This is a genomic window from Streptomyces sp. NEAU-174 (assembly GCF_052665095.1).
On record NZ_JBQTCE010000017.1, the window covers coordinates 45669 to 70039 of the forward strand.

The window sequence follows — 24371 nt, forward strand, 5'->3', positions numbered from 1 at the left end:
GAAGGCGGTTGGCAGGTGCGCGAGGGCGGCCGGTGAACGGAATCTACTCGTGTGGTGCGTGGACGGCTGGACCCGAGCGGCCCGGCTCGACTCTCGTCGCCGAGTGGACCGCCGAGGTCCAGGCTCACCGCGCCGCAAAACAGCTCGTGCGGGCCGAGGCAACGCTCGACCCGCACAAGTTGGGGATATGGTCCGTGTCCGAGGGGGGACTTGAACCCCCACGCCCGATAAAGGGCACTAGCACCTCAAGCTAGCGCGTCTGCCATTCCGCCACCCGGACCAGGTGTGCTCCGCGGCTCGGCCGCGGCGACATGGACCACGATACCAAGGTTTCGGAGTGCGTTTCACCTGCGTATGCCGGGCGCCCGCCCCCGCGCCGACCTGGGGGGACGCGGGGGTGGGCACGGAGGGTGGTCAGTCGGGCATCAGGTGGTAGTCGGGGAAGTTGCCGGGGAGGCGCTCGGGGGCCGGGCCCTCGGTGACGGCGCGGACCAGGAGGTCGCCGCCGACGAAAGCGCCGCGCCAGGAGGCGCCGAAGCCGCCGAAGAGCTCGTCGCGGTCGCCGCGGGAGCGGGGCTTGCCGTGGCCGGTCTTGAAGGCGCGGATCTGGGGGGCCAGGCGGTCGTAGGTGGCGGGGTCGTCGCAGGAGAGGGTGGCGACGAGGGCGCCGTTGCTGGCGTTCATGGCGGCGAGCAGTTCGGCCTCGGTGTCGACCAGGACGAGGGTGTCGACCGGGCCGAAGGGCTCGGCGTGGTGGAGCGGGGAGGTCGAGGGCGGGTTGAGGAGGGTGACGGGGGCCATGTAGGCGGAGAGGTCCTGGCCGGGGAGGAAGTGGCCGTCGGCGAGGTCGCCGCGGTGGAGGGGGACGGCGCCGCGGTCGATGGCCTCGGACACCTGGTCGGCGAGTTCCTTGGCCTTGGCCGCGTTGATCAGGGGGCCGAAGTCCAGGTCGGGGAGGTGGTCGGAGGGGTTCTCCACCGCCAGGGGGTGGCCCACGCGGATGGAGCGTACCGCCGGGAGGTAGACGGAGAGGAAGGCGTCGAAGGACGAGCGCTGGACGACGAAGCGCGGATAGGCGGTGCAGCGCTGCTTGCCGTAGTCGAAGGTCTTGCGGATCAGCGGGGCGAGGGCGTCCCAGTCGGTGAAGTTCCAGATGCCCCAGGCGTTGAGCCCCTCCTGCTCGAGGATGTGGCGCTTGCCGAGGTCGGCGACGGCGGTGGCGACCCGGGCGCCGGTGTCGCGGCCGCCGACGAAGGAGACGCAGCCGATCTCGGGCGAGCGGACCAGGGCCTCGGAGAGCTCACCGCCGCTGCCGCTGAGGAGGGTGACCGGGATGCCCTCGCGGGTGGCGAGCGCGCAGGCGAGGGTGAGGCAGGCCAGCCCGCCGTCGGTGGGCGTCTTGGCGATGACGGCGTTGCCGGCCAGCGCCTGGACGAGCATGGCGTGGGCGAGGACGCTCATCGGGTAGTTCCAGCTGGCGATGTTGGAGACCGGGCCGGGCAGCGGGGTGCGGCCCTCGGCCATGCGGTCGATCTCGTCGACGTACCAGCGGACGCCGTCGATGGCCCGGTCCACATCGGCCTGGGCCAGCCGCCAGGGCTTGCCGATCTCCCAGACCAGGAGCAGGGCGAGCAGCTCGCGGTGCTCGCAGAGCGCGTCGAGGGTGGCGGACACCCGCGCCCGGCGCTCCGCGAGTGCGATGTGGCGCCAGCCGCGGTGCTGGTCGAGGGAGGCGCGTACGGCCTGGTGGGCGGTGGTGGCGTCGAGCCGTGGCGGGCCCGCGATGGGGGTGCCGTCCACGGGGGTGGTGGCGGGGAGGGCCCGGCCGTCGCGGTGCCAGGTGCCGTCCCAGAGGTTGAGGACTCGGTCGTCCTGGAACGCCTCGGGGGCGACGGCCAGGCAGCGCTGCCAGGCGTCGCCCCAGGCGGTTCCGGGCTTGAGGGTGAGGGTGGGTGCCATCGGTGATCTCCGCTCTCGTTGCACAGGCGGGGCGGGATGTGGCGGGCCGTACGGCGGCGGCGGCGTACGGCATGGATGTGCGTACGACGCCCGTACAGCATGGGTGTGCGTACGGGGAGCAAGGTAGTGGCACGGAGCGTGACCATGACCCGGTCTCGGACCGGGTATGGCTCACATCACGCGAGGTTGCCGGGTGTTTCGGCCAGAAGGGCCAATACCAGCCCGGCGGTCTCGGTGGGGGTCGCTCCGACGCTCACGCCCGCCGCCTCCAGCGCCGCCTTCTTGGCCGCCGCGGTGCCCGAGGAGCCGGAGACGATGGCGCCCGCGTGGCCCATGGTCCTGCCCTCGGGGGCGGTGAAGCCCGCGATGTAGCCGACGACCGGCTTGGTGACGTGGTCGGCGATGTACCGCGCGGCCCGCTCCTCCGCGTCGCCGCCGATCTCGCCGATCATCACGATGAGGTCGGTTTCGGGGTCGGCCTCGAAGGCGGCGAGCGCGTCGATGTGGGTGGTGCCGATGACCGGGTCGCCGCCGATGCCCACGCAGGTGGAGAAGCCGATGTCGCGCAGCTCGTACATCAGTTGGTAGGTGAGGGTGCCGGACTTGGACACCAGCCCGATCCGGCCCGGTTTGGTGATGTCGGCGGGGATGATCCCGGCATTGGACTGGCCCGGGGAGATCAGCCCGGGGCAGTTCGGGCCGATGACCCGGGTGGCGCGGGCCCGGGCGTACGCCTGGAAGGCGACCGCGTCATGGACCGGGATGCCCTCGGTGATGACGACGGCTGGCGGGATCCGGGCGTCGGCGGCCTCGGTGACGGCGGCCTTGGCGTGCGGCGGCGGGACGAAGAGGACGCTCACATCGGCGCCGGTGGTGTCCATGGCCTCGCGTACGGAGCCGAAGACGGGCACCGTACGGCCGTCGATGTCGACCCGGGTCCCGGCCTTGCGCGGATTGACACCGCCGACGACATCGGTGCCCGCGGCGAGCATCCGCCGGGTGTGCTTCATGCCTTCCGCGCCGGTCATGCCCTGGACGATGACCTTGCTGTCCTTGGTGAGGAAGATGGCCATGCGAGGAGCCCCCTTATGCGGCGGACGCGGCGGACGCCGCGAGTTCGGCGGCGCGCGCTGCGGCGCCGTCCATGGTGGCGGCCTGGTGGACGAGTGGATGAGCCAATTGGCCAATGATCGCCCGGCCACGTGCGGCGTTGTTGCCGTCGAGCCGGACCACCAGCGGTTTGGTGAGGGGCACGGTGTCCAGGGCGCGCACGATGCCGTCGGCCACCGTGTCACATGCGGTGATGCCGCCGAAGACATTGACCAGGACGGAGCGCACATCCGGGTCGTCGAGGACGAGGGAGAGACCGTCGGCCATCACCTGGGCGGAGGCGCCGCCGCCGATGTCGAGGAAGTCGGCGGGGCGGGCGCCACAGCCCGCGACGACGTCCAGGGTGGACATCACCAGGCCAGCGCCGTTGCCGATGACGCCCACCCGGCCGTCCAGCTTGACGTAGCCGAGCCCGGCGGCCGCGGCCCGGGCCTCCAGCGGGTCCCGAGCGCGGTCGTCGGCGGCGTCCCATGACGGCTGCCGGAAGCGGGCGTTGTCGTCCAGGGTGACCTTTCCGTCCAGGGCCACGATCGCGCCGTCGCGGGTCACCACCAGCGGGTTGACCTCGACCAGGAGGGCGTCGTGCGTGGTCAGGACGGTCCACAGCCGGCGGATGGTCCCGGTCGTCTCGGGCGGCAGTCCCCCGGCGACAGCGATCTCGGCGGCCTTCGCCTCGGTCACCCCTTCGGCCGGGTCGATGGCGATCCGGGCCACCGCCTCGGGGCGGCACGCCGCGACCTCCTCGATCTCCATACCGCCCTCGGCGGAGGCGATGGCCAGGAAGCGGCCCGCGGCCCGGTCCAGGGTGAAGCCGAGGTACATCTCCCGTGCCACCTCGACGGGTTCGGCGACCATCACCCGGTGGACGGTGTGGCCCTTGATGTCCATGCCGAGGATCCGGCGTGCGGTCAGCTCGGCCGCCGCCGGGTCGTCGGCGAGCCTCACCCCGCCCGCCTTGCCCCGGCCGCCGGTCTTCACCTGGGCCTTGATGACGACGCGTCCGCCGAGCCGTTCGGCGGCCGCGCGGGCGGCCTCGGCCGTGTCCACGACCTCCGCCCTCGGCACCAGGACACCGTTGTCGTGGAGGAGTTCCCGTGCCTGATGTTCGTACAGGTCCATTGCCAGCTCCCTGTGCTCCCTGATGGCCCGTCAACAATGCTTGATCCAGCGCTGGATGGAACGAGTGGCGCACGCCCCCTGGACATCGCTCGGCCGATGGTGGGATAACAAAGTTCATACAGGATAACGTCGACTGTATGCAATCCAGCGATATGCAATCCCACGATCCATCCGCGAGGCACGCACCGACCCCTACGAAGGGACGCGATTCGCCATGCCCGACGACAGCCAGGACCTCATCTCCGGCGGGCACTTGGTCGCCAAAGCACTCAAGGCAGAAGGCGTCGAGGTCATCTACACCCTCTGCGGCGGCCACATCATCGACATCTACGACGGCTGCGTCGACGAGGGCATCGATGTCATCGATGTGCGCCACGAACAGGTCGCCGCCCACGCCGCCGACGGCTACGCCAGGATCACCGGCAAACCCGGCTGCGCCGTCGTCACCGCCGGCCCCGGGACCACCGACGCGGTCACCGGTGTCGCCAACGCCTTCCGCGCCGAGTCACCCATGCTGCTCATCGGCGGCCAGGGCGCCCACAACCAGCACAAGATGGGCTCCCTCCAGGACCTTCCGCACGTGGACATGATGGCGCCGATCACCAAGTTCGCCGCCACCGTCCCGGACACCGCCCGCGCCGCCGACATGGTCTCGATGGCCTTCCGCGAGTGCTTCCACGGCGCCCCCGGCCCCTCCTTCCTGGAGATCCCGCGCGATGTGCTGGACGCCAAGGTGCCGGTGGACAAGGCCCGCGTCCCGCAGGCCGGGCACTACCGCGCCTCCACCCGCGGCGCCGGCGACCCCGAGTCCGTCCAGAAGCTGGCCGATCTGCTGGTCCAGGCCGAGAAGCCGGCGATCCTGCTGGGCAGTCAGGTGTGGACCACCCGCGCCACCGGCGCGGCCACCGAGCTGGTGCGCACCCTCAACGTGCCCGCGTACATGAACGGCGCGGGGCGCGGCACCCTGCCACCCGGCGATCCGCACCACTTCCAGCTCTCCCGCCGCTACGCCTTCTCCAATGCCGACCTCATCGTCATCGTCGGCACGCCCTTCGACTTCCGGATGGGCTACGGCAAGCGGCTCTCCCCCGACGCCACCGTGGTCCAGATCGACCTCGACTACCGCACGGTCGGCAAGAACCGGGACATCGACCTCGGCATCGTGGGCGACGCGGGGCTGATCCTCTCCGCCGTCACCCAGGCCGCCTCCGGGCTAGGGGGGTTTGGGGGGGTACCCCCCATAAGGCACAGTAACGGCGGGGCGAGCAAGCGCAAGGAGTGGCTGGACGAGCTGCGCGCCGCCGAGCAGGCGGCGATCGAGAAGCGGCTGCCCAGCCTCCGCTCCGACGCCTCCCCCATCCACCCCTACCGCCTGGTCAGCGAGATCAACGACTTCCTCACCGAGGACTCGATCTACATCGGCGACGGCGGCGACATCGTCACCTTCTCCGGTCAGGTGGTCCAGCCCAAGTCGCCCGGCCACTGGATGGACCCGGGCCCGCTGGGGACGCTCGGCGTCGGGGTGCCGTTCGTGATGGCCGCCAAGCAGGCCCGCCCGGACAAGGAGGTGGTGGCGCTCTTCGGCGACGGCGCGTTCTCCCTGACCGGCTGGGACTTCGAGACGCTGGTCCGCTTCGACCTGCCGTTCGTCGGCATCGTCGGCAACAACTCCTCGATGAACCAGATCCGTTACGGCCAGAAGGCCAAGTACGGCGAGGAGCGCGAGCGGGTTGGCAACACCCTCGGCGATGTGCCCTACGACCAGTTCGCGCGGATGCTCGGCGGCCACGGCGAGGAGGTCCGCGACCCGGCGGACATCGGCCCGGCGCTGCGCCGCGCCCGGGAGTCCGGCAAGCCGTCGCTGATCAACGTCTGGGTGGACCCGGACGCGTACGCCCCCGGAACCATGAACCAGACCATGTACAAGTAGGGAGGCGCCACCATGTCCCAGGCTCTCGAGGCCCATCAGGCCCTGTCGGGCATCCGCGTCCTCGACATGACGCATGTGCAGTCCGGTCCCTCCGCCACCCAGCTGCTCGCCTGGCTCGGCGCGGATGTGATCAAGCTGGAGAACGTCACCGGCGACATCACCCGCAAGCAGCTGCGCGACCTCCCGGATGTGGACTCGCTCTACTTCACGATGCTCAACTGCAACAAGCGGAGCATCACCCTGAACACCAAGAGCGAGCGCGGCAAGGAGCTCCTGACCGAGCTGATCCGCCGCAGCGACGTCCTGGTGGAGAACTTCGGTCCGGGCGCGGTGGACCGCATGGGGTTCTCCTGGGAGCGCATCCAGGAGATCAACCCCCGGCTGGTCTACGCCTCGATCAAGGGGTTCGGCGACGGCCCGTACACCAAGTTCAAGGCATACGAGGTGGTCGCGCAGGCCATGGGCGGCTCGATGTCCACGACCGGCTTCGAGGACGGCCCGCCGCTGGCCACCGGCGCCCAGATCGGCGACTCCGGCACCGGGGTGCACTGTGTGGCGGGCATCCTCGCCGCGCTCTACCAGCGCACCCACACCGGACGCGGTCAGCGGGTCAATGTGGCGATGCAGCACGCGGTGCTCAATCTGTGCCGGGTGAAACTGCGCGACCAGCAGCGGCTGGCCCATGGGCCGCTCGCCGAATACCCGAACGAGGACTTCGGCGACGAGGTGCCGCGCAGTGGCAACGCCAGCGGCGGCGGCCAGCCCGGCTGGGCGGTCAAGTGCGCGCCCGGCGGTCCCAACGACTACGTCTACGTCATCGTGCAGCCGGTCGGCTGGGAGCCGATCACCCGGCTGATCGGCCGCCCCGAGCTGGCCGACGACCCGGAGTGGGCCTCGCCCGAGGCGCGGCTGCCGAAGCTGGCCAAGATGTTCCAGCTGATCGAGGAGTGGTCCAGCACGCTGCCGAAGTGGGAGGTGCTGGAGCAGCTCACGGCGCACAACATCCCGTGCGGTCCGATCCTGTCCACCAAGGAGATCGTCGAGGACGCGTCGCTCGCGGCCAACGAGATGATCGTCGAGGTCGACCACCCCGAGCGCGGCTCCTTCACCACGGTCGGCTCCCCGCTGAAGCTCTCCGACTCCCCGGTCCGGGTCGAGCGCTCCCCGCTGCTGGGTGAGCACAACGAAGAGGTGTACGTCGGGGAGCTGGGCCTCGGCGACGAGGAAGTGCGGCTGCTCAAGACGAACGGAGTGATCTGACGGTGACGTATGACAACGATGCCGTGCGCGCGGTGCTGGACGCCGCCCGCGCCGAGGGGCGCACGGCGCTGACCGCCCCCGAGGGGAAACGGATCACCGACGCGTACGGTATCCCCACCCCGGCCGAGGGACTGGCGGAGTCCGCCGACGAGGCGGTGGCGCTCGCCGACCGGATCGGCTTCCCCGTCGTCCTCAAGATCGTGTCCCCGGACATCCTGCACAAGACCGACGCGGGCGGGGTCCGGGTGGGGCTGACCTCCTGCGCCGAGGTGCGGAGCGCGTTCACCACGATCGTCGACAACGCCCGTGGCTACGACGCGAAGGCCCGGATCCTGGGCGTCCAGGTGCAGCAGATGATCCCGGACGGCGGCCAGGAGGTCATCGTCGGCGCGGTCACCGACCCCACCTTCGGCAAGGTCGTGGCGTTCGGGCTCGGCGGGGTGCTGGTGGAGGTGCTGAAGGACATCACCTTCCGGCTGGCCCCGGCCACGAGGGACGAGGCGCTGTCGATGCTGGACGGGATCCGCGCCGCCGAGGTGCTGCGCGGGGTGCGCGGCGGCGAGGCGGTGGACCGCGCGGCGCTCGCCGATCTGATCGTGCGGGTCTCCCGGCTGGTGGCGGACTTCCCCGAGATCACGGAGGTCGATCTCAACCCGGTGTTCGCCACCGCGAGCGGGGTGCTCGCCGCCGATGTGCGGCTGCTGATCGGGGACCCGGCCCCGCGGACGCGCCGCCGCTACTCGCGCGAGGAGATCCTGGCCTCGATGCGCCGGCTGATGCAGCCGCGCTCGGTGGCGGTGGTCGGCGCCTCCAACGAGCCGGGGAAGATCGGCAATTCGGTGATGCGCAACCTCATCGACGGCGGCTTCCCCGGGGAGATCCACCCGGTGAACCCCAAGGCCGACGACATCCTGGGCCGCAAGGCGTACAAGACCGTCACGGACGTCCCCGGCGAGGTGGACGTGGCGGTCTTCGCGATCCCCGCGAAGTTCGTGCCCGCCGCGCTGGAGGAGGTCGGCCGCAAGGGCATCCCGAACGCGGTGCTGATCCCGTCCGGCTTCGCCGAGACCGGTGAACACGAGCTCCAGGACCGGATCGTGGCCATCGCCGAGGAGCACGGGGTGCGGCTGCTGGGGCCCAACATCTACGGCTACTACTCCACCTGGCAGGACCTGTGCGCCACCTTCTGCACCCCGTACGACGTCAAGGGGCCGGTGGCGCTCACCTCGCAGTCCGGTGGCATCGGGATGGCCATCCTCGGCTTCGCCCGGACGACCAGGACAGGTGTCTCGGCGATCGTCGGCCTCGGCAACAAGTCGGACCTGGACGAGGACGACCTGCTCACCTGGTTCGGCGAGGACGACCGCACCCAGTGCATCGCGATGCACCTGGAGGACCTCAAGGACGGCCGGGCCTTCGTGGAGGCGGCACGGGCCACGGTGCCCCGGAAGCCGGTGGTGGTCCTCAAGGCGGGCCGTACGGCGGCGGGCGCCAGGGCGGCCGGGTCCCACACCGGCGCGCTGGCCGGGGACGACGCGGTCTACGACGACATCCTGCGGCAGGCCGGGGTGATCCGGGCGCCCGGCCTCAACGAGATGCTGGAGTACGCGCGGGCGCTGCCCGTGCTGCCCGCACCCCAGGGTGACAACGTCGTCATCATCACCGGCGCCGGGGGCTCCGGGGTGCTGCTGTCGGACGCGATCGTCGACAACGGACTGTCGCTGATGGAGATCCCCGACGACCTGGACGCCGCCTTCCGCCGCTTCATCCCGCCGTTCGGCGCGGCCGGGAACCCGGTGGACATCACCGGCGGCGAACCGCCGTCCACCTACGAGGCGACCATCCGGCTGGGTCTGGAGGATCCGCGGATCCACGCGCTGGTCCTGGGCTACTGGCACACCATCGTCACCCCGCCGATGGTGTTCGCCGAGCTGACCGCGCGGGTCGTCGAGGAGTTCCGCGCGCGGGGCATCGCCAAACCGGTGGTGGCCTCGCTCGCGGGCGACACCGAGGTCGAGGAGGCGTGCGCGTACCTCTTCGAGCGCGGGGTCGTGGCTTATCCGTACACCACCGAGAAGCCGGTGGCCGTCCTGGGCGCCAAGTACCGGTGGGCCCGTTCGGCGGGGTTGCTCAGGTAGCCACCCACGTTTCCCGGAGCACGAAGAGTTTGGACAGGGGGCGCTGGCCGGGTTCCTTCGAAGCCAAGGGGACGACATGAGCGCAGCAGAACAGCCGGAAGGGGTCCTCCCCTTCCGTGAAGTGCGGGACAGCAAGGGACGTACGTATCGCATCGGCGAGACCGACCGCGACATCCTGGGCCACAGCCGGAAGCTGATGGTCTATCTGCCGTGGATCGCGATGATGGCCATCAGCGTGTCCGAGTACGCGTACGGCTCGGCGGAGGACACGCTCTCGGAGGCGCACGGCTGGACCCAGAGCAACACCTTCTGGATCCTGAGCGTCTGGGTGTTCTTCCAGGCGGGCATCGCCTTCCCGGCCGGATGGCTGCGGGAGAAGGGGATCCTGACCGCCCGCAGGGCGATGTTCCTGGGTGCGGGGCTGTGTCTGATCGGCTTCCTGGCCCTCTCCCACCTCGACAACGTCTTCGCGGCGATCGTCGGCTTCGGTGTCATCGGCGGGCTCGGCTCCGGGTTCGTCTACGCCACCTGCATCAATATGGTGGGCAAGTGGTTCCCGGAGCGGCGCGGGGCGAAGACGGGGTTCGTCAATGGAGGGTTCGCCTACGGCGCGCTGCCGTTCATCTTCATCTTCAACTACTGGTTCGACACCGGGAACTTCGACGAGGTCCTGGACCTCATCGGGGTCTATGTACTGATCGTCGTGGCGATCTGCGCCTGGTTCTTCAAGGACCCGCCGAAGAACTGGTGGCCCGCCGACATCGACCCGCTGAACTACGCCGGGAACGCCAAGAGCGCGGCGAGCCTGGCGAAGAACCCGCCGGCGGTGCGGCAGTACACGCCCAAGGAGGCCATCAAGTCCGGCATGCTGCCGCTGATGTGGCTGTCCCTGGTGCTCACCGCGGGAGTGTCCATCTTCGGGATCTCCTTCCAGGTCGACTACGCCAAGGAGGTGGGCTTCGGCCCGCTGGTGGCGGCCTCGTCCATGGGCATCATGTCCGTCGTCAACGGGGTCGGACGCGGGGTGGTCGGCTGGCTCTCAGACCTGTGGGGGCGGAAGACGACGCTGGTCTTCGTCATCGTGGTGCTGGGCCTCGCCCAGTTCGGCGTGATCTGGGCCGGCAACATCCACAACCAGGTGCTGTTCCTGTTCTTCGCCTTCCTCTCCGGGTTCGGCGGCGGCGCCTTCTACCCGATGTTCGCGGCGCTGACCCCGGACTACTTCGGGGAGAACTACAACGCCACCAACTACGGCCTGGTGTACAGCGGAAAGCTGGTCAGCGGGCTGTTCGGCGGCGGCCTGGGCTCGATGGTGGTCGACTCCTGGGGCTACGACGGCGCGTACGCGCTCGCCGGAGGCATCTCCATGCTGGCGGCCGCGGTGGCCCTGCTGCTGCGGCAGCCGGGCCGGCCGCGGGTCCGGGGCATCGCCCCGAACCCACAGCCGATCAGCCGCGAGGCGGTCTGACGCACGCGGGGCCGTCCGGCCCGGTCGCGAAGGCCCCTCGCTCAGCCCCGTCCGCCGCACCGCAACGACCGCAGATAGCGGGCGGAGCGGCGGGCGGTGGTGAGCGAATCGGCGGGCTGGTCGTGCTCCACCATCCAGTGGTGGTCACGCCGCCCGCCATGGGTCTTGCCCACCGCGCTCAGGAAGCGGCGGTAGTCGATGTCACCGTCCCCGACGTCCACCATCCGGTAGCCGTCGGGGACGGTCTCGTCGTGCTCCCCGTCCTTGACGTGGAAGAGCGGATAGCGGTGCGGGGCCCGCAGGACGTAGTTCAGCGGCTCGAACGGCGCCGGGGAGCCGTCGGCCTTCTTTCCGAAGCGGTACTGGGCCACATACGCCCAGTAGATGTCCATCTCCAGATGGACCAGCTCGGGGTCGGTCTCGGCGAGCAGCACATCGTAGAGGCGGACGTCCGGCCGGTCGGTCGCGAAGGAGAACTCCTCGGCGTGGTTGTGCTGGTAGAACTTCAACCCGCGCGCCTTGGCGGCCGCGCCGTAGGTGTTGAACTCCTCCGCACAGCGCTTCCAGCCGTCCACCGTGGAGCCGTAGCGCCAGGGCCCGGAGGCGGTGCCCACATGCGGCAGACCGAGGGCCTCGGCGTCGTCGAGCACCTGGGTGAGATTGGTGGCGAAGGTGTACGCCTTCGGGTCGTCGGAGTAGTAGCCGACGTGGCTGCCGATACCGCGCAGCCCGTTGTCCCGCATCAGCCGCCCCAGCTGCTTGAGCGTGATGTCGCCGGTGCCCTGGGTGTAGCCGGCGAACTCCACCTGGTCGTAGCCGTACCGGGCCAGTTCCTCGAAGACACCGGCGAAGCCGATGGACTGCACCTGGTCGCGGAGGGTGTAGAGCTGGATGCCGAGGTGGCCGCGGGGCACCAGCGGGCCGCCCCGGCCGTTCTGGGCCGACGCGGCGGTGGTGGTGGCGGTAGTGGTGCCCGTCTGGGCGGCCGCGGCGGTACCGGTGCCGAGCAGACCGGCGGCCGTGGCGCCTGCGGCGACGCCGAGGAATCTGCGGCGGCGGAGGGTCTCGGCGAGTTCGGGGTTGTCCTGGGCCCTCTTCACGGGGTGTCTCCTTCGGTTGCGTTCGTCAGGCCGGCGAGGCGGAGGAGCAGGTTCTTGACGTCGGTGGCGGCCACTTCGCCGCGCACCGCGCCGGGCTGGGAGCAGAGGAGGACGGGTCCGTCCTCCTCGCGGTCCGGGAGGCGGCCGTGGCTGCCGCGCACCGGGGCCGGATCGAGCGGGACGACGGCCATGCGGTAGCGCATCCCCGTCTTCTTGCGGGCCAGCGCGGTGGCGGCCCGCACCCGCACATAGGGGTCCTTGGGGTCCATGAACAGCTCGGCCGGGTCATAGCCGGGCTTGCGGTGGATCTCCACCAGCTGGGCGAAGTCGGGGGCGCGGGCGTCGTCGAGCCAGTAGTAGTACGTGAACCACGCGTCCGGCGCGGCCACCGCGACCAGCTCGCCGGAGCGGGGGTGGTCCAGGCCGTGGGCCTTCTTGCCCTCGTCGTCGAGGAGTTCGGCGATGCCGGGCAGTCCGGCCAGGGCGGCGCGGGTGGCGTCCAGGTCTTCCGCGCGGCGCACATACACATGGGCGAGCTGGTGGTCGGCGACCGCGAAGGCGCGGGAGGCGCCGGGGTCCAGGTACTCCATGCCGTCCTGGGTGTGCACCTCCAGCAGCCCGGCGCGGCGCAGCGCCCGGTTGATGTCCACCGGCCGGGAGACCCGGGTGATGCCGTACTCGGAGAGCGCCACGACGGTGCGGCCGCGGGCGGTGGCGTCGTCGAGCAGCGGGCCGAGGGCGGTGTCGAGTTCGGCGGCGGCGGAGTGGGCGCGGGGGTCGTCGGGGCCGTACCGCTGGAGGTCGTAGTCCAGATGCGGAAGGTAGGTCAGCACCAGATCGGTGGGGCTGGTGCGCAGGATGTGGCGGGTGGCGTCGATGATCCACTGCGAGGAGACCAGGTCCGCGCCCGGCCCCCAGAAGTGGAAGAGGGGGAAGGTGCCGAGCTTCGCGGTGAGTTCGTCGTGCAGCGCGGGCGGCCGGGTGTAGCAGTCCGGCTCCTTGCGGCCGTCGGCGTAGTAGACGGGGCGCGGGGTGACGGTGATGTCGGTGTCCGAGCCCATCGCGTACCACCAGCAGACGTTGGCCACGGTGTAGCCCGGGTGGGCGCGGCGGGCGGCGTCCCACAGCTTGTCGCCGCCTACCAGGCCGTTGTGCTGCCGCCACAGCAGCACCTCGCCCATCTCGCGGAAGTACCAGCCGTTGCCGACGATGCCGTGCTCGGCGGGCGTGGTGCCGGTGAGGAACGTCGACTGGGCGGCGCAGGTGACGGCGGGCAGTACGGTGCCCAGCGCGGCGCGCGAGCCGGAGCGGCCGAGCGCCTTGAGGCGTGGCATGTGGTCCAGCAGCCGTGGGGTGAGCCCGACGACGTCGAGGACGAGGAGAGGGGTGGGGCCGGGCCCGTGGCTCCTGTCGCTCCCGTGGCTCAGGTCACTCCCGTGGCTCAGGTCGCTCATGGCAGCTCCTTGAGGCCGAGGTCGGTCAGCAGGTCGCGGGCGAGGGCGAGTTCGGCGGCGATGCCGTCGGCGAGCCGGTCACGGGTGCGCGGGCGCAGCTCGGGCGGGAGCGCCTGCCAGGTGTAGGTCTCCACTTCGAGGTGGTGGGTCAGCGGGGCGGGCCCGCCGACGAGACGGGCCAGGGCGTCGGTGAGCACCGGGAGGGTGGAGGTGAGCGGGGGCTCGGGCGGTGCGTGCAGGGGCACGTGGAAGTGGGACCGCCAGGGCGCGGTGTCCGCGAGCCCGCCCGCGAGCGCCTGGTCGAGGTCGTCGGTGCCGGTGACGCCGCCCTCGGGGGCCCGGGTGCGGGTCTGGTGGAGGAAGCGGGGCTCGGCGAAGGCCGCGAGGGCCTCCCGTACGGCGGGCCGCCCCGGGTCCTCGGCGTGCAGCGCGGCGGACAGCTGCGCCTTGACGACCGGGACCCCGGCGGCGGTGAGCGCGTCTGTGGCCGTGTGCGGATCCTCGAACTGCGTCGCCAGGTGGCAGGTGTCCAGGCAGACGCCGACGCGGTCCGGGGGCGGGCCGCCGGGCGCGGTCAGCGCCTCGATGGCCTGCGCGGTGGTCTCCACCGTGCAGCCGGGCTCGGGCTCCAGGCCGATGCGGACGGACCGGCCGGTGAGCTCCTGGATGGCGTCGAGCCGCTGGGCGAGGGCGGTCAGGTGGCGCCGGGCGGCGCGGGCGGCGTCGGCGTCGAAGGGGGTGCGCCAGGCGAGCGGCAGGGTGGAGACGGAGCCGTCGGTGATGTCGTCGGGGAGCAGCGCGGCCAGCAGCCGGGCCAGATGGGTGGTGTGCTCCAGCCGCTCCGGATCGGTCCAGTCGGGCTTGTAGACGCGGTACTTGACCTCCTGGGCGCCGAACCCCTCGTACGGGAAGCCGTTGAGGGTGACCACCTCCAGGCCGCGGGTGTCCAGCGCGGTGCGCAGCCTGCGCAGTTCGGCGGGGTCGGAGCTCAGCGTGCGGGCGGCGTCGCGGGCCAGCCACAGGCCGATGCCGAGCCGGTCGCGGCCGAGGCGGCGGCGCACCGGTTCGCAGTGCAGCCGGAGCTGCTCCACGACGCCGTCGAGGTCTTCGGCGGGGTGGACATTGGTGCAGTAGGCGAGGTGGACGGTGGAGCCGTCGGGGTGGCGGAAGCGCATGGGGTCCTCCTCACCGTTCCGTCGGCGCGGCGGCCGGGGCGCCGCCGCCGCGCAGGATGGAGTTGCCCTCGTGGGTGGCGGTGGCCGCGGTCTCCTCGGCGTCGAGGTCCAGGTCCAGACGGCCACTGAGCCCGTAGAACGCGACCGGGTTGCGCCACAGCACCAGGTCGACGTCGTCCTCGGTGAAGCCCTCGGCACGCATCAGGTCGCCGACCTTGCGGGTCTTGAGCGGGTCGCTCCTCCCCCAGTCGGCGGCGGAGTTGACCAGGACCTTCTCGGGCCCGTACGCGCGCAGGATCGCGACCATCCGCTCCTCGTCCATCTTGGTGTCGGGGTAGACGGAGAAGCCCAGCCAGCAGCCGCTGTCCTTGGCCTCCTTGACGGTGGTCTCGTTGAGGTGGTCCACGAGGACGCGGTCCGGGGGCAGCGCGGACTCGCCGACGACGTCGAGGGTGCGGCGCAGCCCGGCCAGCTTGTCGCGGTGCGGGGTGTGGACGAGGGCGGGCAGCCCGTGGTCGGCGGCGAGCTGCAACTGGGTGGCCAGCGCGGTGTCCTCGGCGGGGGTCATCGAGTCGTAGCCGATCTCGCCCACGGCCACGACGCCGTCCTTGACGAGATAGCGCGGCAGCTCGTCCAGGACGGGGGCGCAGCGCGGGTCGTTGGCCTCCTTGGGGTTGAGCGCGAGGGTGCAGTGGTGGGCGATGCCGTGCTGGGCGGCCCGGAAGGGCTCCCAGCCGAGGAGGGAGTCGAAGTAGTCGTAGAAGCTGGCGGGCGAGGTGCGGGGCTGCCCGAGCCAGAAGGACGGCTCGACGAGGGCGCGCACCCCCGCGGCGTACATGGCCTCGTAGTCGTCGGTGGTGCGGGAGGTCATATGGATGTGGGGATCGAAGATGCGCATCAGGACTCCTCGCGGGTCAGGGCGCGGGGCGCGCCGGGCAGGGCGCGGGTCATGGCCAGGACGCGGTCGAGATCGCCGGGCACGGGGCGCCCGGCGGCGGTGCGCTCACGGGCGTAGTCGCCGAGCATGCGGCCCAGCTCGCCGTCCCCGCGCGCCCGCCGCTCCCAGTCGGCCACGGCGGTGAGCGGCACGCCCGTGAACAGGCACTTGAGCACGGCCTGCCGCCAGCTGTGCGGCGAGAGGTGCCGAGCGGCGTACGGCCCGACGGCGGCGGCCACGAGCCGGGTGTCGTTGGTCCGCAGGGCGTCCTCGACGAGCGGTACGGCATCGGGCCCGGCGAAGAGCCCGAGATGCGGAAGCGCCCGCAGCACGGCCCGGCGCTCAGCGCCCGTGCCGTGCGCGTACAGCCGCGCGACGGTGGGCGCGTCCGCGCGCGCGGCGTGGAGGATGAGGACGCGGGCGGCGTCGGGGAGGTCGTGGGGGGCGAGGTCGTCGGCGGTGGCGGGTTGGGGGGTGCGGTCGTCGGCGGCGGCGGGCCGGGAGGTGAGGCCGTCCGCGGCGCGTTGGGAGGTGCGGTCGTCCGCGGCACGTTGGGGGGCGAGGCCGTCGGCGGTGGGTTGGGGGGCGAGGCCGTCCGCGGCGGGTTGGGGGGCGAGGCCGTCCGCGGTGGGTTGGGGGGTGAGGCCGTCCGCGGCGGGCCGGGGGGTACGGCCGTCCGCGGCGGGTTGCGGGGTGCGGACGTCCGCGGTGGGTTGCGGGGTGAGGCCGTCCGCGGCGCGTTGGGGGGTACGGCCGTCCGCGGCGGGCCGGGGGGTGCGGTCGTCCGCGGTGGATTGCGGGGTGCGGCCGTCCGCGGTGGCGGGTTGGGAGGTGCGGACTTCCGCGGCGGGCCGCGGGGGGCGGACGTGGCGGGCCGCGGAGGCGAAGTCCAGCTCCCAGCGGGCGGGGCCGGGTGCGTCCGGGCGCGGTCCGGATGTCGCCGCGTCCGTCAGGGCGCCGTCCAGCCAGGCGCGGCCCGCCTCGTCCAGCCGCCGCTCCACCGCCGCGCGGAGCTCGGTCACGGTCAGCATCGGACGCCTCCCTCGCTCGCGGCCCGTTCGGCGTCCTTGAGGAACCGCAAGGACGCGCGGGCCAGTTCGGGACCGGCGTGGGAGTGGCGGGGCAGCTCGACGCCGACGAGACCCCGGTACCCCGCCGCGCGCAGCGCCTCCAGGACCGGCGGGAAGTCGATCTCCCCCTCGCCGAACGGCAGATGCTCATGCACCCCGCGCCGCATGTCCTCGATCTGCACATGCCGCACCCAGGGCGCCGCCCCGCGGACGCACTCGGCGGGCGGGTCGGGTTCCAGGCACTGGCAGTGGCCGATGTCGAGGGTGAGCCCGAGGGCGGCCGGATCGCCGAGCGCCGTGCGCAGCCGGTGGAACCCGGCGAGGTCGGCGAGGAGATGCCCCGGCTCCGGCTCGATCGCGAGGGAGACGCCCACCGCCGCGGCGGCCACGACCACCGGCCCGAGGGCGTCCGCCAGCCGCCGCCACGCCGTCTCCGCGGACTCACCGGGCGGCAGCGCCCCGCTGAAGCAGTGCACGGCCAGGGCCCCGAGGTCGGCAGCCACCCGCACGGCCCGCAGCAGCAGATCGACCCGGGCGCCACGGGCCTCGGGGTCCGGGTCGAGCAGGGTGGGGTGGTGCTTGCGCCGGGCGTCGAGCACATACCGGGCACCGGTCTCGATCGCGACGCCGAGGCCGAGCCGCTCGAGGTCACGGGCGACGCGGCGGGTGCGGGCGGCGAGGTCCGGGGCGAGCGGGTCGAGGTGCATATGGTCGAGGGTCAGCGAGACGCCGTCGTAGCCGAGGTCGGCGAGGAGGGCGAGGGCGTCGCTCAGCCGGAGGTCGGTCAGACCGTTGGTGCCGTAGGCGAAGCGCAGGGATTCCGGGGTGGGGCGGCCGGGGTCGCCGGTGCGGCTCATGTCGCGCTGACCTTTCTCGACAGCCGTCGGGCGACGGGCATGAGCGCGAGCAGCCCCGCGGCCGTACGGTGCGCCCCGGCGCGGGAGGCGAGCACGGCCTGAAGCGGGATCATCGCGCGGATGCCGCTGCCGACGGCACGCTGGAGGAGGTACGGGGACGGATTGAGCGCGGCATGCGCCAACGGCCGGGCGACCGTGGCCACGTACCCGCCCGCGAGGGCGACCCCGGCCACGGCCGCGACGAGCCGCCTCGCCGGACCGCCACGGCGTAGCCCCGTGCGCGAGAGCCCCCTGGCGAGTGCGGCGATGGCACCACCGGCGGCCGCGCCACCCGCCAGAGCACCACCGGCAGCCGCGCCACCCACCGGAGCGCCGCTGGTGGCTCCGTTCACCACCGCGACCGGCGCGCCGTGGCCCATCCCAGGGCCGCGCCCCGCGGCGGGGGTCGGGTGTCTGGTCGTGGCCCAGGCGATCGCCGCTCCCGTCGCGAGGGCGCCGAGGGGGGCCGTCGAGGAGCCGCCGGTCGCCTCGCGGCGGGAGACCGTGGTCACCGCGAGGGTGTGGGCGCCCAGGAGGGCGGCCGGGCGGAGGGCCGGGCGGAGGTGCCCGGCGGAGGCCGTGGCGCCGAGGAGGAGGTCAAGCGCGCGGGCGGCGGCCATGGTCGGCGGGCCCGCGGGCGTGTTCTTCAGCCCCAGGTCGTACGCCCACACCGTGCCGGCCAGGGCCGTCGCCGTGGCCAGGGCCGGGCGGCCCGCGGCGGCGGCGCAGAGCAGCCCGGCGGCGGTCAGCCCGGTCGCGGCGGTCAGCGCCGCTCCCGGGGCGATACGGCCCGACGGCAGCGGGCGGCCGGGGCGTTCCACGGCGTCGATGTCCCGGTCCGCCCAGTCGTTGAGCGCCATGCCCGCCTCGTACAGGCACAGCGACGCGCAGACCGCGAGCGCCGTGCCCCGGTTGGGGCCGCGCCGGGCCGCGGCCGCGCCCGCCAGGGCGTCACCTGGCACGGTGAACAGGGCGGAGATTCTTAGGAGTTCGGCCCAGTCGCCCCACGTCCCCCACGTGCTCGTGGCCCCCGTCACGACCGGCCCCGCAGCCGCCCGGCGAAGCCGATGAGCGCCGCGTACTGGTCGGCGAGGGCGGCCGGGCCGCCGTCCGGGTCCTTGAAGTAGAAGCCGAGTTCGGGGAGCGGTCCGGTGAGGCCGGCCTCATGGGCGCGGGCGGTCAGCCGGGCCAGATCGAGGACGAGCGGCGCGGCAAGGGCCGAGTCGCAGCCCTGCCAGATGGTCTGGAGGATCATCCGCGAGCCGAGGAAGCCCTCGAAGGAGACGTGGTCCCAGGCGGTCTTCCAGTCGCCGAGCGCGGGCACGTTGTCGATGTGCAGCTCGCCGTCGGGGAGTTCGCCGAGGGTGTCGGAGAGTACCCGTGCCTTGCCCGCGTTCTTGGCCGCCGCGGCGCCCGGGTCGGCGAGCGCGGCGCCGTCGCCGCCGCCGAGGAGGTTCGTACCGGACCAGCTCCGCACGGCCAGCGCCCGCTGGGCGAACATCGGCGCGAGGACCGACCGCAGCAGCGTCTGCCCGGTCTTGCCGTCGCGCCCCGCGTACGGCAGCCCGGAGCGCTCGGCCCGCTCGCGCAGACGGGGGTGGTGGAGCCCGGTGGAGGGCGTGAAGTTGACGTACGGGCATCCGGCGCGCAGCGCGGCGGCCGCGTAGAGCGAGCTGGGCGGCAGCGTCCCGGCGTCCTCCGGGGCCGCCTCGGTGGAGGCGACGTTGACGACGACGGCGCGGGCGAGGTCGTGCGTGCGGATGAACTCGGTGAGGTCGGCCGCGAACGCCGCGATCAGCTCCTCCTCGCCACGGCCGTCGCCGGGCTGTGGCCCGCCCGGGCGTACGGCCCCGTCGGCGGCGGCGAGTTCGCCGCGTACGGCAGCGGGCAGCCCGTGCGGCAGCACCCCGTCGGCGGCCAGCGCCTCGGCCCGCTTGGGCAGCGGGGTGGCGGCGGTGTCATGGCCGCCGAAGACGAGGTCGGCGAGCGCGGGCAGGCCGCTGTCCGCGAACGCCTCGGTCTCGGTGACCATTCCGGTCGGCGGCTGAAGCCCCCCGGCGACGGCGGCGCAGCCCGCCACGGCGGTGGTGGCGACGGAACCGCGAGCGCCGATGAGCCAGACCCCCGTACGGGGTGCGCCGCGGAGTGGGGTGATGTCGTCGGGACGGGTGGTCACTGGCTGCCTCCCGGGGGATGGGCGTGGGTTGCGCAGGTGGTTCGGGGTGGCGCGGATCCGCGTCGGTGGCACCGGTTCGGTCGTGGCGCGGGGGTGGTGGCGCCGGTTCGGTCGTGGCGCGGGGGGTGGAGTTGGCCGGGCGGACGTGGCGCGGGGGTGGTGCGGTCGGGCTGTCGCGACGCGGGGGTGGTGGCGCCGGTTCGGGCGTGGCGCGGGGTGGAGTTGGCCGGGCGGGCATGGCGCAAGGGTGATGTGGTCGGGCGGACGTGGCCGAGGCCGCCCCGCGCCCGGGAGTCGGGGCCGGGGCGGGGCGGCCGGAGCCGCCGGGCGGGTGGCCCGGGGCCGTCAGGGTTACGGCGCTGGACAGGTGGTGGGGGTGGCGGCGGGAGGAGGCGGCGTACTCCTGCCCGCCGCCACGCCGTCCCCACGGCTCCCCTCGGGCCGTCGGGACGGCGGACCGGGGGTCCTAGCCGCCGTGGTGGTGCTGGTGGTGGCCGCTGCCCTTCGCCGGCAGGTCCTTGACGCGGATGTTGCGGAAGGAGACCTCGTCCCCCTCCCCGTGGTTCTGGATGCCGACGTAGCCCTGGAGCAGGCTGCGCGCCGGGTCCCGGTTGGTGAAGTCGTTGATCTTCACGCCGTTGAGCCAGATCCGCAGCCGCTCGCCCTGCACCCGGATCTCGTACGTGTTCCACTCTCCCGGCGGGTTCAGCGCCGCGTCCCGCTTGGCGAGGTCCGCGGACTGGAAGCCGTAGACCGAACCGGTGGTGTGATCGGGGGTGTCGGTGGCGTCGATCTGCACCTCATAGCCGTTGTTGACCGCCGACCAGGGGTCGTCGGAGGCCGGGAAGCCGACGAAGACACCGGAGTTGTCGTCGCCCGCCATCTTCCAGTCCAGCTTGAGCGAGTACGAGCGCAGTTCGCGCGCCTCGTACCAGAGCATCCCCATGCCGCCCGTCGAGCTGAGGGTCCCGGACGCGGTGTCGAGGGTGAAGCTCCCCGGGCCCGCCTGCTTCCAGCCGTCCGTCGAGGTGCCGTCGAAGAGCGGGCGGTAGCCCTGCTCGGGGCGGCAGTCGGCGTGTGCGGCGCCGGTGGCGTAGCGGATGCCGCCGAGCAGGTGCTGCCGGAAGGCGGGGTCGGCGTAGGACTCCTTGGTGTGGCCGAAGCCGGTGTAGAAGGCGCGGCCGCCCCGGTACTCCTGGCACCACGAGATGGGGTGGTCCTCGCCCATCGCGCCGCCCTGGTACGAGGATTCGTCGAGCGTGGCGAGGACCCGCACCCGCTCCCTGGGGTTGGTGCGGTAGTTGTACCACTCATCCGTCCGCTCCCACGTCGGCGCCAGATGCGCGGTCGCGGGGTTGGCCCGGTCCTCGACGTTCACGGTGGCCCGCTGGATCGCGGGGTGGGACTGGAAGTACGCCCCGGCCAGGCCCCCGTAGAAGGGCCAGTCGTACTCGGTGTCGGCGGCCGCGTGGACGCCGACGTAGCCGCCGCCCGCCCGCACATAGCCCTCGAACGCGGACTGCTGGGCGGTGTCGAGGACGTCGCCGGTCGTGGAGAGGAAGACGACGGCGTCGTAGCGGGCGAGGTTGTCGGGGGTGAAGGCCGCGCCGTCCTCGGTGGCGTCCACGGCGAAGCCGCTCTGGGCGCCGAGTTCCTTGATGGCGGCGATGCCGTCGGGGATCGAGTCGTGGCGGAAGCCGGCCGTCTTGGAGAAGACCAGGACTCGGTCGTCGTCGGCGGCGCCGGAGGCGGCGGCCCCGGACGCGGCGGCGGGCAGGGCCGTCAGGGCGAGCAGCAGCGTGGCCCCGACGGCGGCGAGCCGCGCCCCACGCCGGGAGCGGTTTCCGGAGCGGTTTCCGGAGCGGCTTCCGGAGCGGGTTCCGGAACCGAGTCCGGAGCCGGATCCGAAGCCGGGCCCGGAGCCGGGTCTGGGGGGCGGAGAGGTGTGCGGAGAGGTGTGCGGGTGCATATCCGTCGTGCTCCTTCCTCCCGGGCCGGGGGCGGCGGCCGCGTACGGCCGCCGCCCCGGGCCCCGGGCGTCAGCCGGTGCCGATCGTGAAGTCGTCCACGTCGAAGAGCGCTCCCGCACCGCCCTTGAAGACGAGCGACAGCGTGGTGGTACCGGTCGGGGGCTTCGTCAGCGTCGTCTTGACGTCCTGGAAGGTCTCCCAGTCGCCGGTCACCGGCACGGTGACGGTGCCGAGCAGCCGTCCGGTCGAGGAGCCGCTGCGGATCTCCAGCGTGCCGCCGGCGCCCGCCGATGAGACCCGTGCGGTGAAGTCCTTGGCGTTGCCCAGCGCATACGGGGTGAAGGAGATCCAGTCCCCGTTCTCGATGTTGCCGACCGTCTTGCCGCCGTTGGCCGGGGTGTGGTTGATCACCGAGACGCCCTGGCTCTTCCCGTAGTGCTCGGCCTGGCGGTGCTTGGGCTGGACGATGGACTGGTCGTGGGTGGTCAGCGGCGGCTGGCCGCCCCCGCCGCCGTCGGTGTACTCGGCGTCGAAGACCCCGAAGATGTTGGCGTTGGGGTCGTGCTCACCGTCGGCGTTGGTCTTGATGGTGCCGGAGCAGCCGTTCGCCGTGGTCACGGGGTGGCCGTGGCTGTCGTGGCCGAGGATGTAGGTGACCTTGACCTTGGCGCAGTCGACGGTGCCGTCCTCGGGGTCGGTCACCTTCACCTTGAACGGGACCTCGTCACCGAAGGCGAACAGCTGGCCGTCGGCGGGCAGTTGCAGCGTCACCTTGGGCGCGGTGTTGCCCACCGTGAGGTGCACATTGGCGCTGGCGGTGCGGCCGGTGGGGTCCTTGACGGTGAGGGTCGCGGTGAAGGTGCCGTTCTTCCGGTACGTGTGGGTGGGGTTGGCGGCGGCGGAGGTCGTGCCGTCGCCGAAGTCCCAGTTGTAGGCGAGGGTGTCGCCGTCGGCGTCCGAGGTGCCCGCCGAGGAGAAGGCGACCTTCATGGGCGCCTTGCCGGAGGTGCGGTCGGCGCTCGCCTCGGCGATGGGCGAGTGGCCGTCGGTGGCGTTCTCGATCCGGTAGAGCGCGGAGTGCTCGTCGCCGTTGAAGTAGCCGAGGCCGTAGTCGAGGACGTACAGCGCGCCGTCCGGGCCGAAGGCCGTGTCCATGACCTGGGTGCCGGACCACGGGAAGTCGTTGATCTTCTGCACGGCCCCGTCGGCGCCCTGCTCGATCCGCTTGATCCACTGGCGGCCGAACTCCCCCGCGAAGAAGTTCCCGTTGTAGGACTCGGGGAACTTCACCGGGGAGTCGAGCGAGGCGTCATAGCGGTAGACGGGCCCGGCCATCGGGGACTCGGAGCCGGAGCCGAACTCGGGCACGGAGTCGTTGTCGTACGGGATCCAGGCGGGCTGCGCGGGCGGCAGATCGGTGAGCCCGGTGTTGTACCGCGAGGTGTTCTTGGGCGCGGCGCAGTCGAACGCCGGGCCGGAGGTGCCGGTGGCGAAGTCGTAGTCGCGGTACGGCTTGTTGTCGGCGATGCAGTACGGCCAGCCGTAGTTGCCGGGCTTGGTCACCCGGGCGAACTCGACGGCGCCGCCCGGTCCGCGCTCGGGGTTGGCGGCTCCGGCGTCCGGTCCGTAGTCGCCGACGTAGACCGTGCCGGTCGGCTTGTCCACGCTGATCCGGAAGGGGTTGCGGAAGCCCATCGCGTAGATCTCGGGCCGGGTCTTCTCGGTGCCGGGCGCGAAGAGGTTGCCGTCCGGGATGGTGTACGAGCCGTCGTCGGCCACCTTGATGCGGAGGACCTTGCCGCGCAGGTCGTTGCTGTTGCCCGCGGAGCGCCGGGCGTCATAGGCGGGGTTGCGGTTCTCCCGCTCGTCGATGGGGGTGAAGCCGTCGGAGGCGAACGGGTTGCTGTCGTCGCCGGTGGACAGATACAGGTTGCCGTCCGCGTCGAAGTCGATGTCCCCGCCGACGTGGCAGCAGATGCCGCGGGACGCCGGGACGTCCAGGACCTTCTTCTCGCTGCCGGTGTTCAGGGTGCCGTCGGCGTTGAGGGTGAACCGGGAGAGGCGGTTGACGCCGTCGAACTTGGCGAAGTCGGCGGCCGTGCCCTCGTTGGGAGCGTCACCGGCGGGGGTGTCGAGCGGGGGTGCGTAGTAGAGGTAGATGGCGCGGTTGTCGGCGAAGCCGGGGTCGATGCCGACGCCCTGGAGCCCTTCTTCGTCGTGCGAGTAGACGGGCAGCCTGCCGGACACCTTGGTCTCGCCCGTGGCGTCGGTCAGCCACAGGGTGCCGTCGCGCGAGGTGTGCAGCACGGAGCGGTCGGGGAGCACGGCGAGCGTCATGGGCTCACCGGTCTCCTCCACGCCCTTGGCGAGGGTGACCTGCTGGAACTGCTCGGCTGCCGGGGCCGGTTGGTCCGCTTGTTCCGCGCCCGCCTGGGGTGCGGTGAACGCGAGCCCCGCGCCGACGAGCAGTGCGCTCGTGACGAGCGCGAGGGGTCCGCGCAGTCGAAGCCTTTTCCTGTGCACGCTGATCCTCCGTGGAAAGAGGGGGGGTACGGGCGGGCCGTCAGGCCGCCGTGACTGGCACAGGCGCGCGCCGTCGCGCCGGGATG

The 24371-nt window shown here is 72.4% G+C and carries 16 protein-coding genes, 1 tRNA gene and 1 pseudogene; 4 read left to right on the top strand and 14 right to left on the bottom strand.

The annotated features are described in order from the left end of the window. Positions 1-195 precede the first annotated feature (195 nt). From ACT2CW_RS38345 to sucC, 4 genes are all read right to left on the bottom strand, one after another. Positions 196-280: transfer RNA gene (locus ACT2CW_RS38345), tRNA-Leu, on the bottom strand. Positions 281-414: 134 nt separating this feature from the next. Further along, on the bottom strand, positions 415-1959 hold the full coding sequence (locus ACT2CW_RS38350) for an aldehyde dehydrogenase family protein (RefSeq protein WP_445519937.1): 1545 nt from the start codon (positions 1957-1959) through the stop codon (positions 415-417). Positions 1960-2135: 176 nt separating this feature from the next. Beyond that, entirely contained in the window at positions 2136-3032 is an 897-nt protein-coding gene (gene sucD, locus ACT2CW_RS38355) for a succinate--CoA ligase subunit alpha (RefSeq protein ID WP_445519938.1), read from the bottom strand. A gap of 13 nt (positions 3033-3045) precedes the next feature. Then, positions 3046-4188 carry an ADP-forming succinate--CoA ligase subunit beta gene (sucC, locus tag ACT2CW_RS38360; RefSeq protein WP_445519939.1) on the bottom strand — a complete coding sequence of 381 codons (1143 nt, stop codon included), beginning with the start codon at positions 4186-4188 and terminating at the stop codon, positions 3046-3048. 214 nt (positions 4189-4402) lie between these two features. On the opposite strand from sucC, the gene ACT2CW_RS38365 reads away from it, so the two are divergent. From ACT2CW_RS38365 to ACT2CW_RS38380, 4 genes are all read left to right on the top strand, one after another. After that, entirely contained in the window at positions 4403-6118 is a 1716-nt protein-coding gene (locus ACT2CW_RS38365; RefSeq protein ID WP_445519940.1) for a thiamine pyrophosphate-binding protein, read from the top strand. Positions 6119-6130: 12 nt separating this feature from the next. After that, a complete protein-coding gene (gene frc / locus ACT2CW_RS38370) occupies positions 6131-7378 on the top strand; it encodes a formyl-CoA transferase (RefSeq protein WP_138916798.1) in 1248 nt (415 codons plus the stop codon). Between the two features lie 2 nt (positions 7379-7380). Further along, positions 7381-9516 carry an acetate--CoA ligase family protein gene (locus ACT2CW_RS38375; RefSeq protein ID WP_445519941.1) on the top strand — a complete coding sequence of 712 codons (2136 nt, stop codon included), beginning with the start codon at positions 7381-7383 and terminating at the stop codon, positions 9514-9516. Positions 9517-9592: 76 nt separating this feature from the next. Next, positions 9593-10984 (top strand): OFA family MFS transporter, encoded by a 1392-nt coding sequence (locus ACT2CW_RS38380; protein WP_445519942.1) that lies wholly within the window; start codon positions 9593-9595, stop codon positions 10982-10984. 41 nt (positions 10985-11025) lie between these two features. On the opposite strand, the gene ACT2CW_RS38385 is transcribed toward ACT2CW_RS38380, so the two are convergent. From ACT2CW_RS38385 to ACT2CW_RS38430, 10 genes and pseudogenes are all read right to left on the bottom strand, one after another. Then, on the bottom strand, positions 11026-12084 hold the full coding sequence (locus ACT2CW_RS38385) for a sugar phosphate isomerase/epimerase family protein (RefSeq protein ID WP_414080910.1): 1059 nt from the start codon (positions 12082-12084) through the stop codon (positions 11026-11028). Next, positions 12081-13538 (bottom strand): nucleotide pyrophosphatase/phosphodiesterase family protein, encoded by a 1458-nt coding sequence (locus tag ACT2CW_RS38390; protein ID WP_445519943.1) that lies wholly within the window; start codon positions 13536-13538, stop codon positions 12081-12083. The genes ACT2CW_RS38385 and ACT2CW_RS38390 overlap by 4 nt, the downstream gene beginning before the upstream one ends. Continuing rightward, positions 13535-14713: a metabolite traffic protein EboE gene (gene eboE / locus ACT2CW_RS38395; RefSeq protein WP_445519944.1), complete on the bottom strand. Its 1179-nt coding sequence runs from the start codon at positions 14711-14713 to the stop codon at positions 13535-13537. The genes ACT2CW_RS38390 and eboE overlap by 4 nt, the downstream gene beginning before the upstream one ends. 10 nt (positions 14714-14723) lie before the next feature. Then, on the bottom strand, positions 14724-15611 hold the full coding sequence (locus ACT2CW_RS38400) for a TatD family hydrolase (protein WP_445519945.1): 888 nt from the start codon (positions 15609-15611) through the stop codon (positions 14724-14726). Continuing rightward, positions 15611-16078 (bottom strand): annotated as a pseudogene (locus ACT2CW_RS38405) (EboA domain-containing protein); the annotation flags it as partial. The pseudogene ACT2CW_RS38405 and the gene ACT2CW_RS38400, both read right to left, overlap by 1 nt. Positions 16079-16674: 596 nt before the next feature. After that, positions 16675-17577 (bottom strand): sugar phosphate isomerase/epimerase family protein, encoded by a 903-nt coding sequence (locus ACT2CW_RS38410; RefSeq protein WP_445519946.1) that lies wholly within the window; start codon positions 17575-17577, stop codon positions 16675-16677. Continuing rightward, positions 17574-18653 (bottom strand): SCO3242 family prenyltransferase, encoded by a 1080-nt coding sequence (locus ACT2CW_RS38415; protein WP_445519947.1) that lies wholly within the window; start codon positions 18651-18653, stop codon positions 17574-17576. The genes ACT2CW_RS38410 and ACT2CW_RS38415 overlap by 4 nt, the downstream gene beginning before the upstream one ends. Continuing rightward, positions 18650-19792, bottom strand: coding sequence for an inositol-3-phosphate synthase (locus ACT2CW_RS38420; RefSeq protein WP_445519948.1), 1143 nt, complete (start codon positions 19790-19792; stop codon positions 18650-18652). Before ACT2CW_RS38420 ends, ACT2CW_RS38415 begins: the two co-directional genes overlap by 4 nt. A gap of 466 nt (positions 19793-20258) precedes the next feature. Then, positions 20259-21761, bottom strand: coding sequence for a ThuA domain-containing protein (locus tag ACT2CW_RS38425; protein WP_445519949.1), 1503 nt, complete (start codon positions 21759-21761; stop codon positions 20259-20261). A 70-nt stretch (positions 21762-21831) separates the two neighbouring features. Continuing rightward, positions 21832-24285, bottom strand: coding sequence for a carbohydrate-binding protein (locus ACT2CW_RS38430; protein ID WP_445519950.1), 2454 nt, complete (start codon positions 24283-24285; stop codon positions 21832-21834). Between the last annotated feature and the right edge of the window lie 86 nt (positions 24286-24371).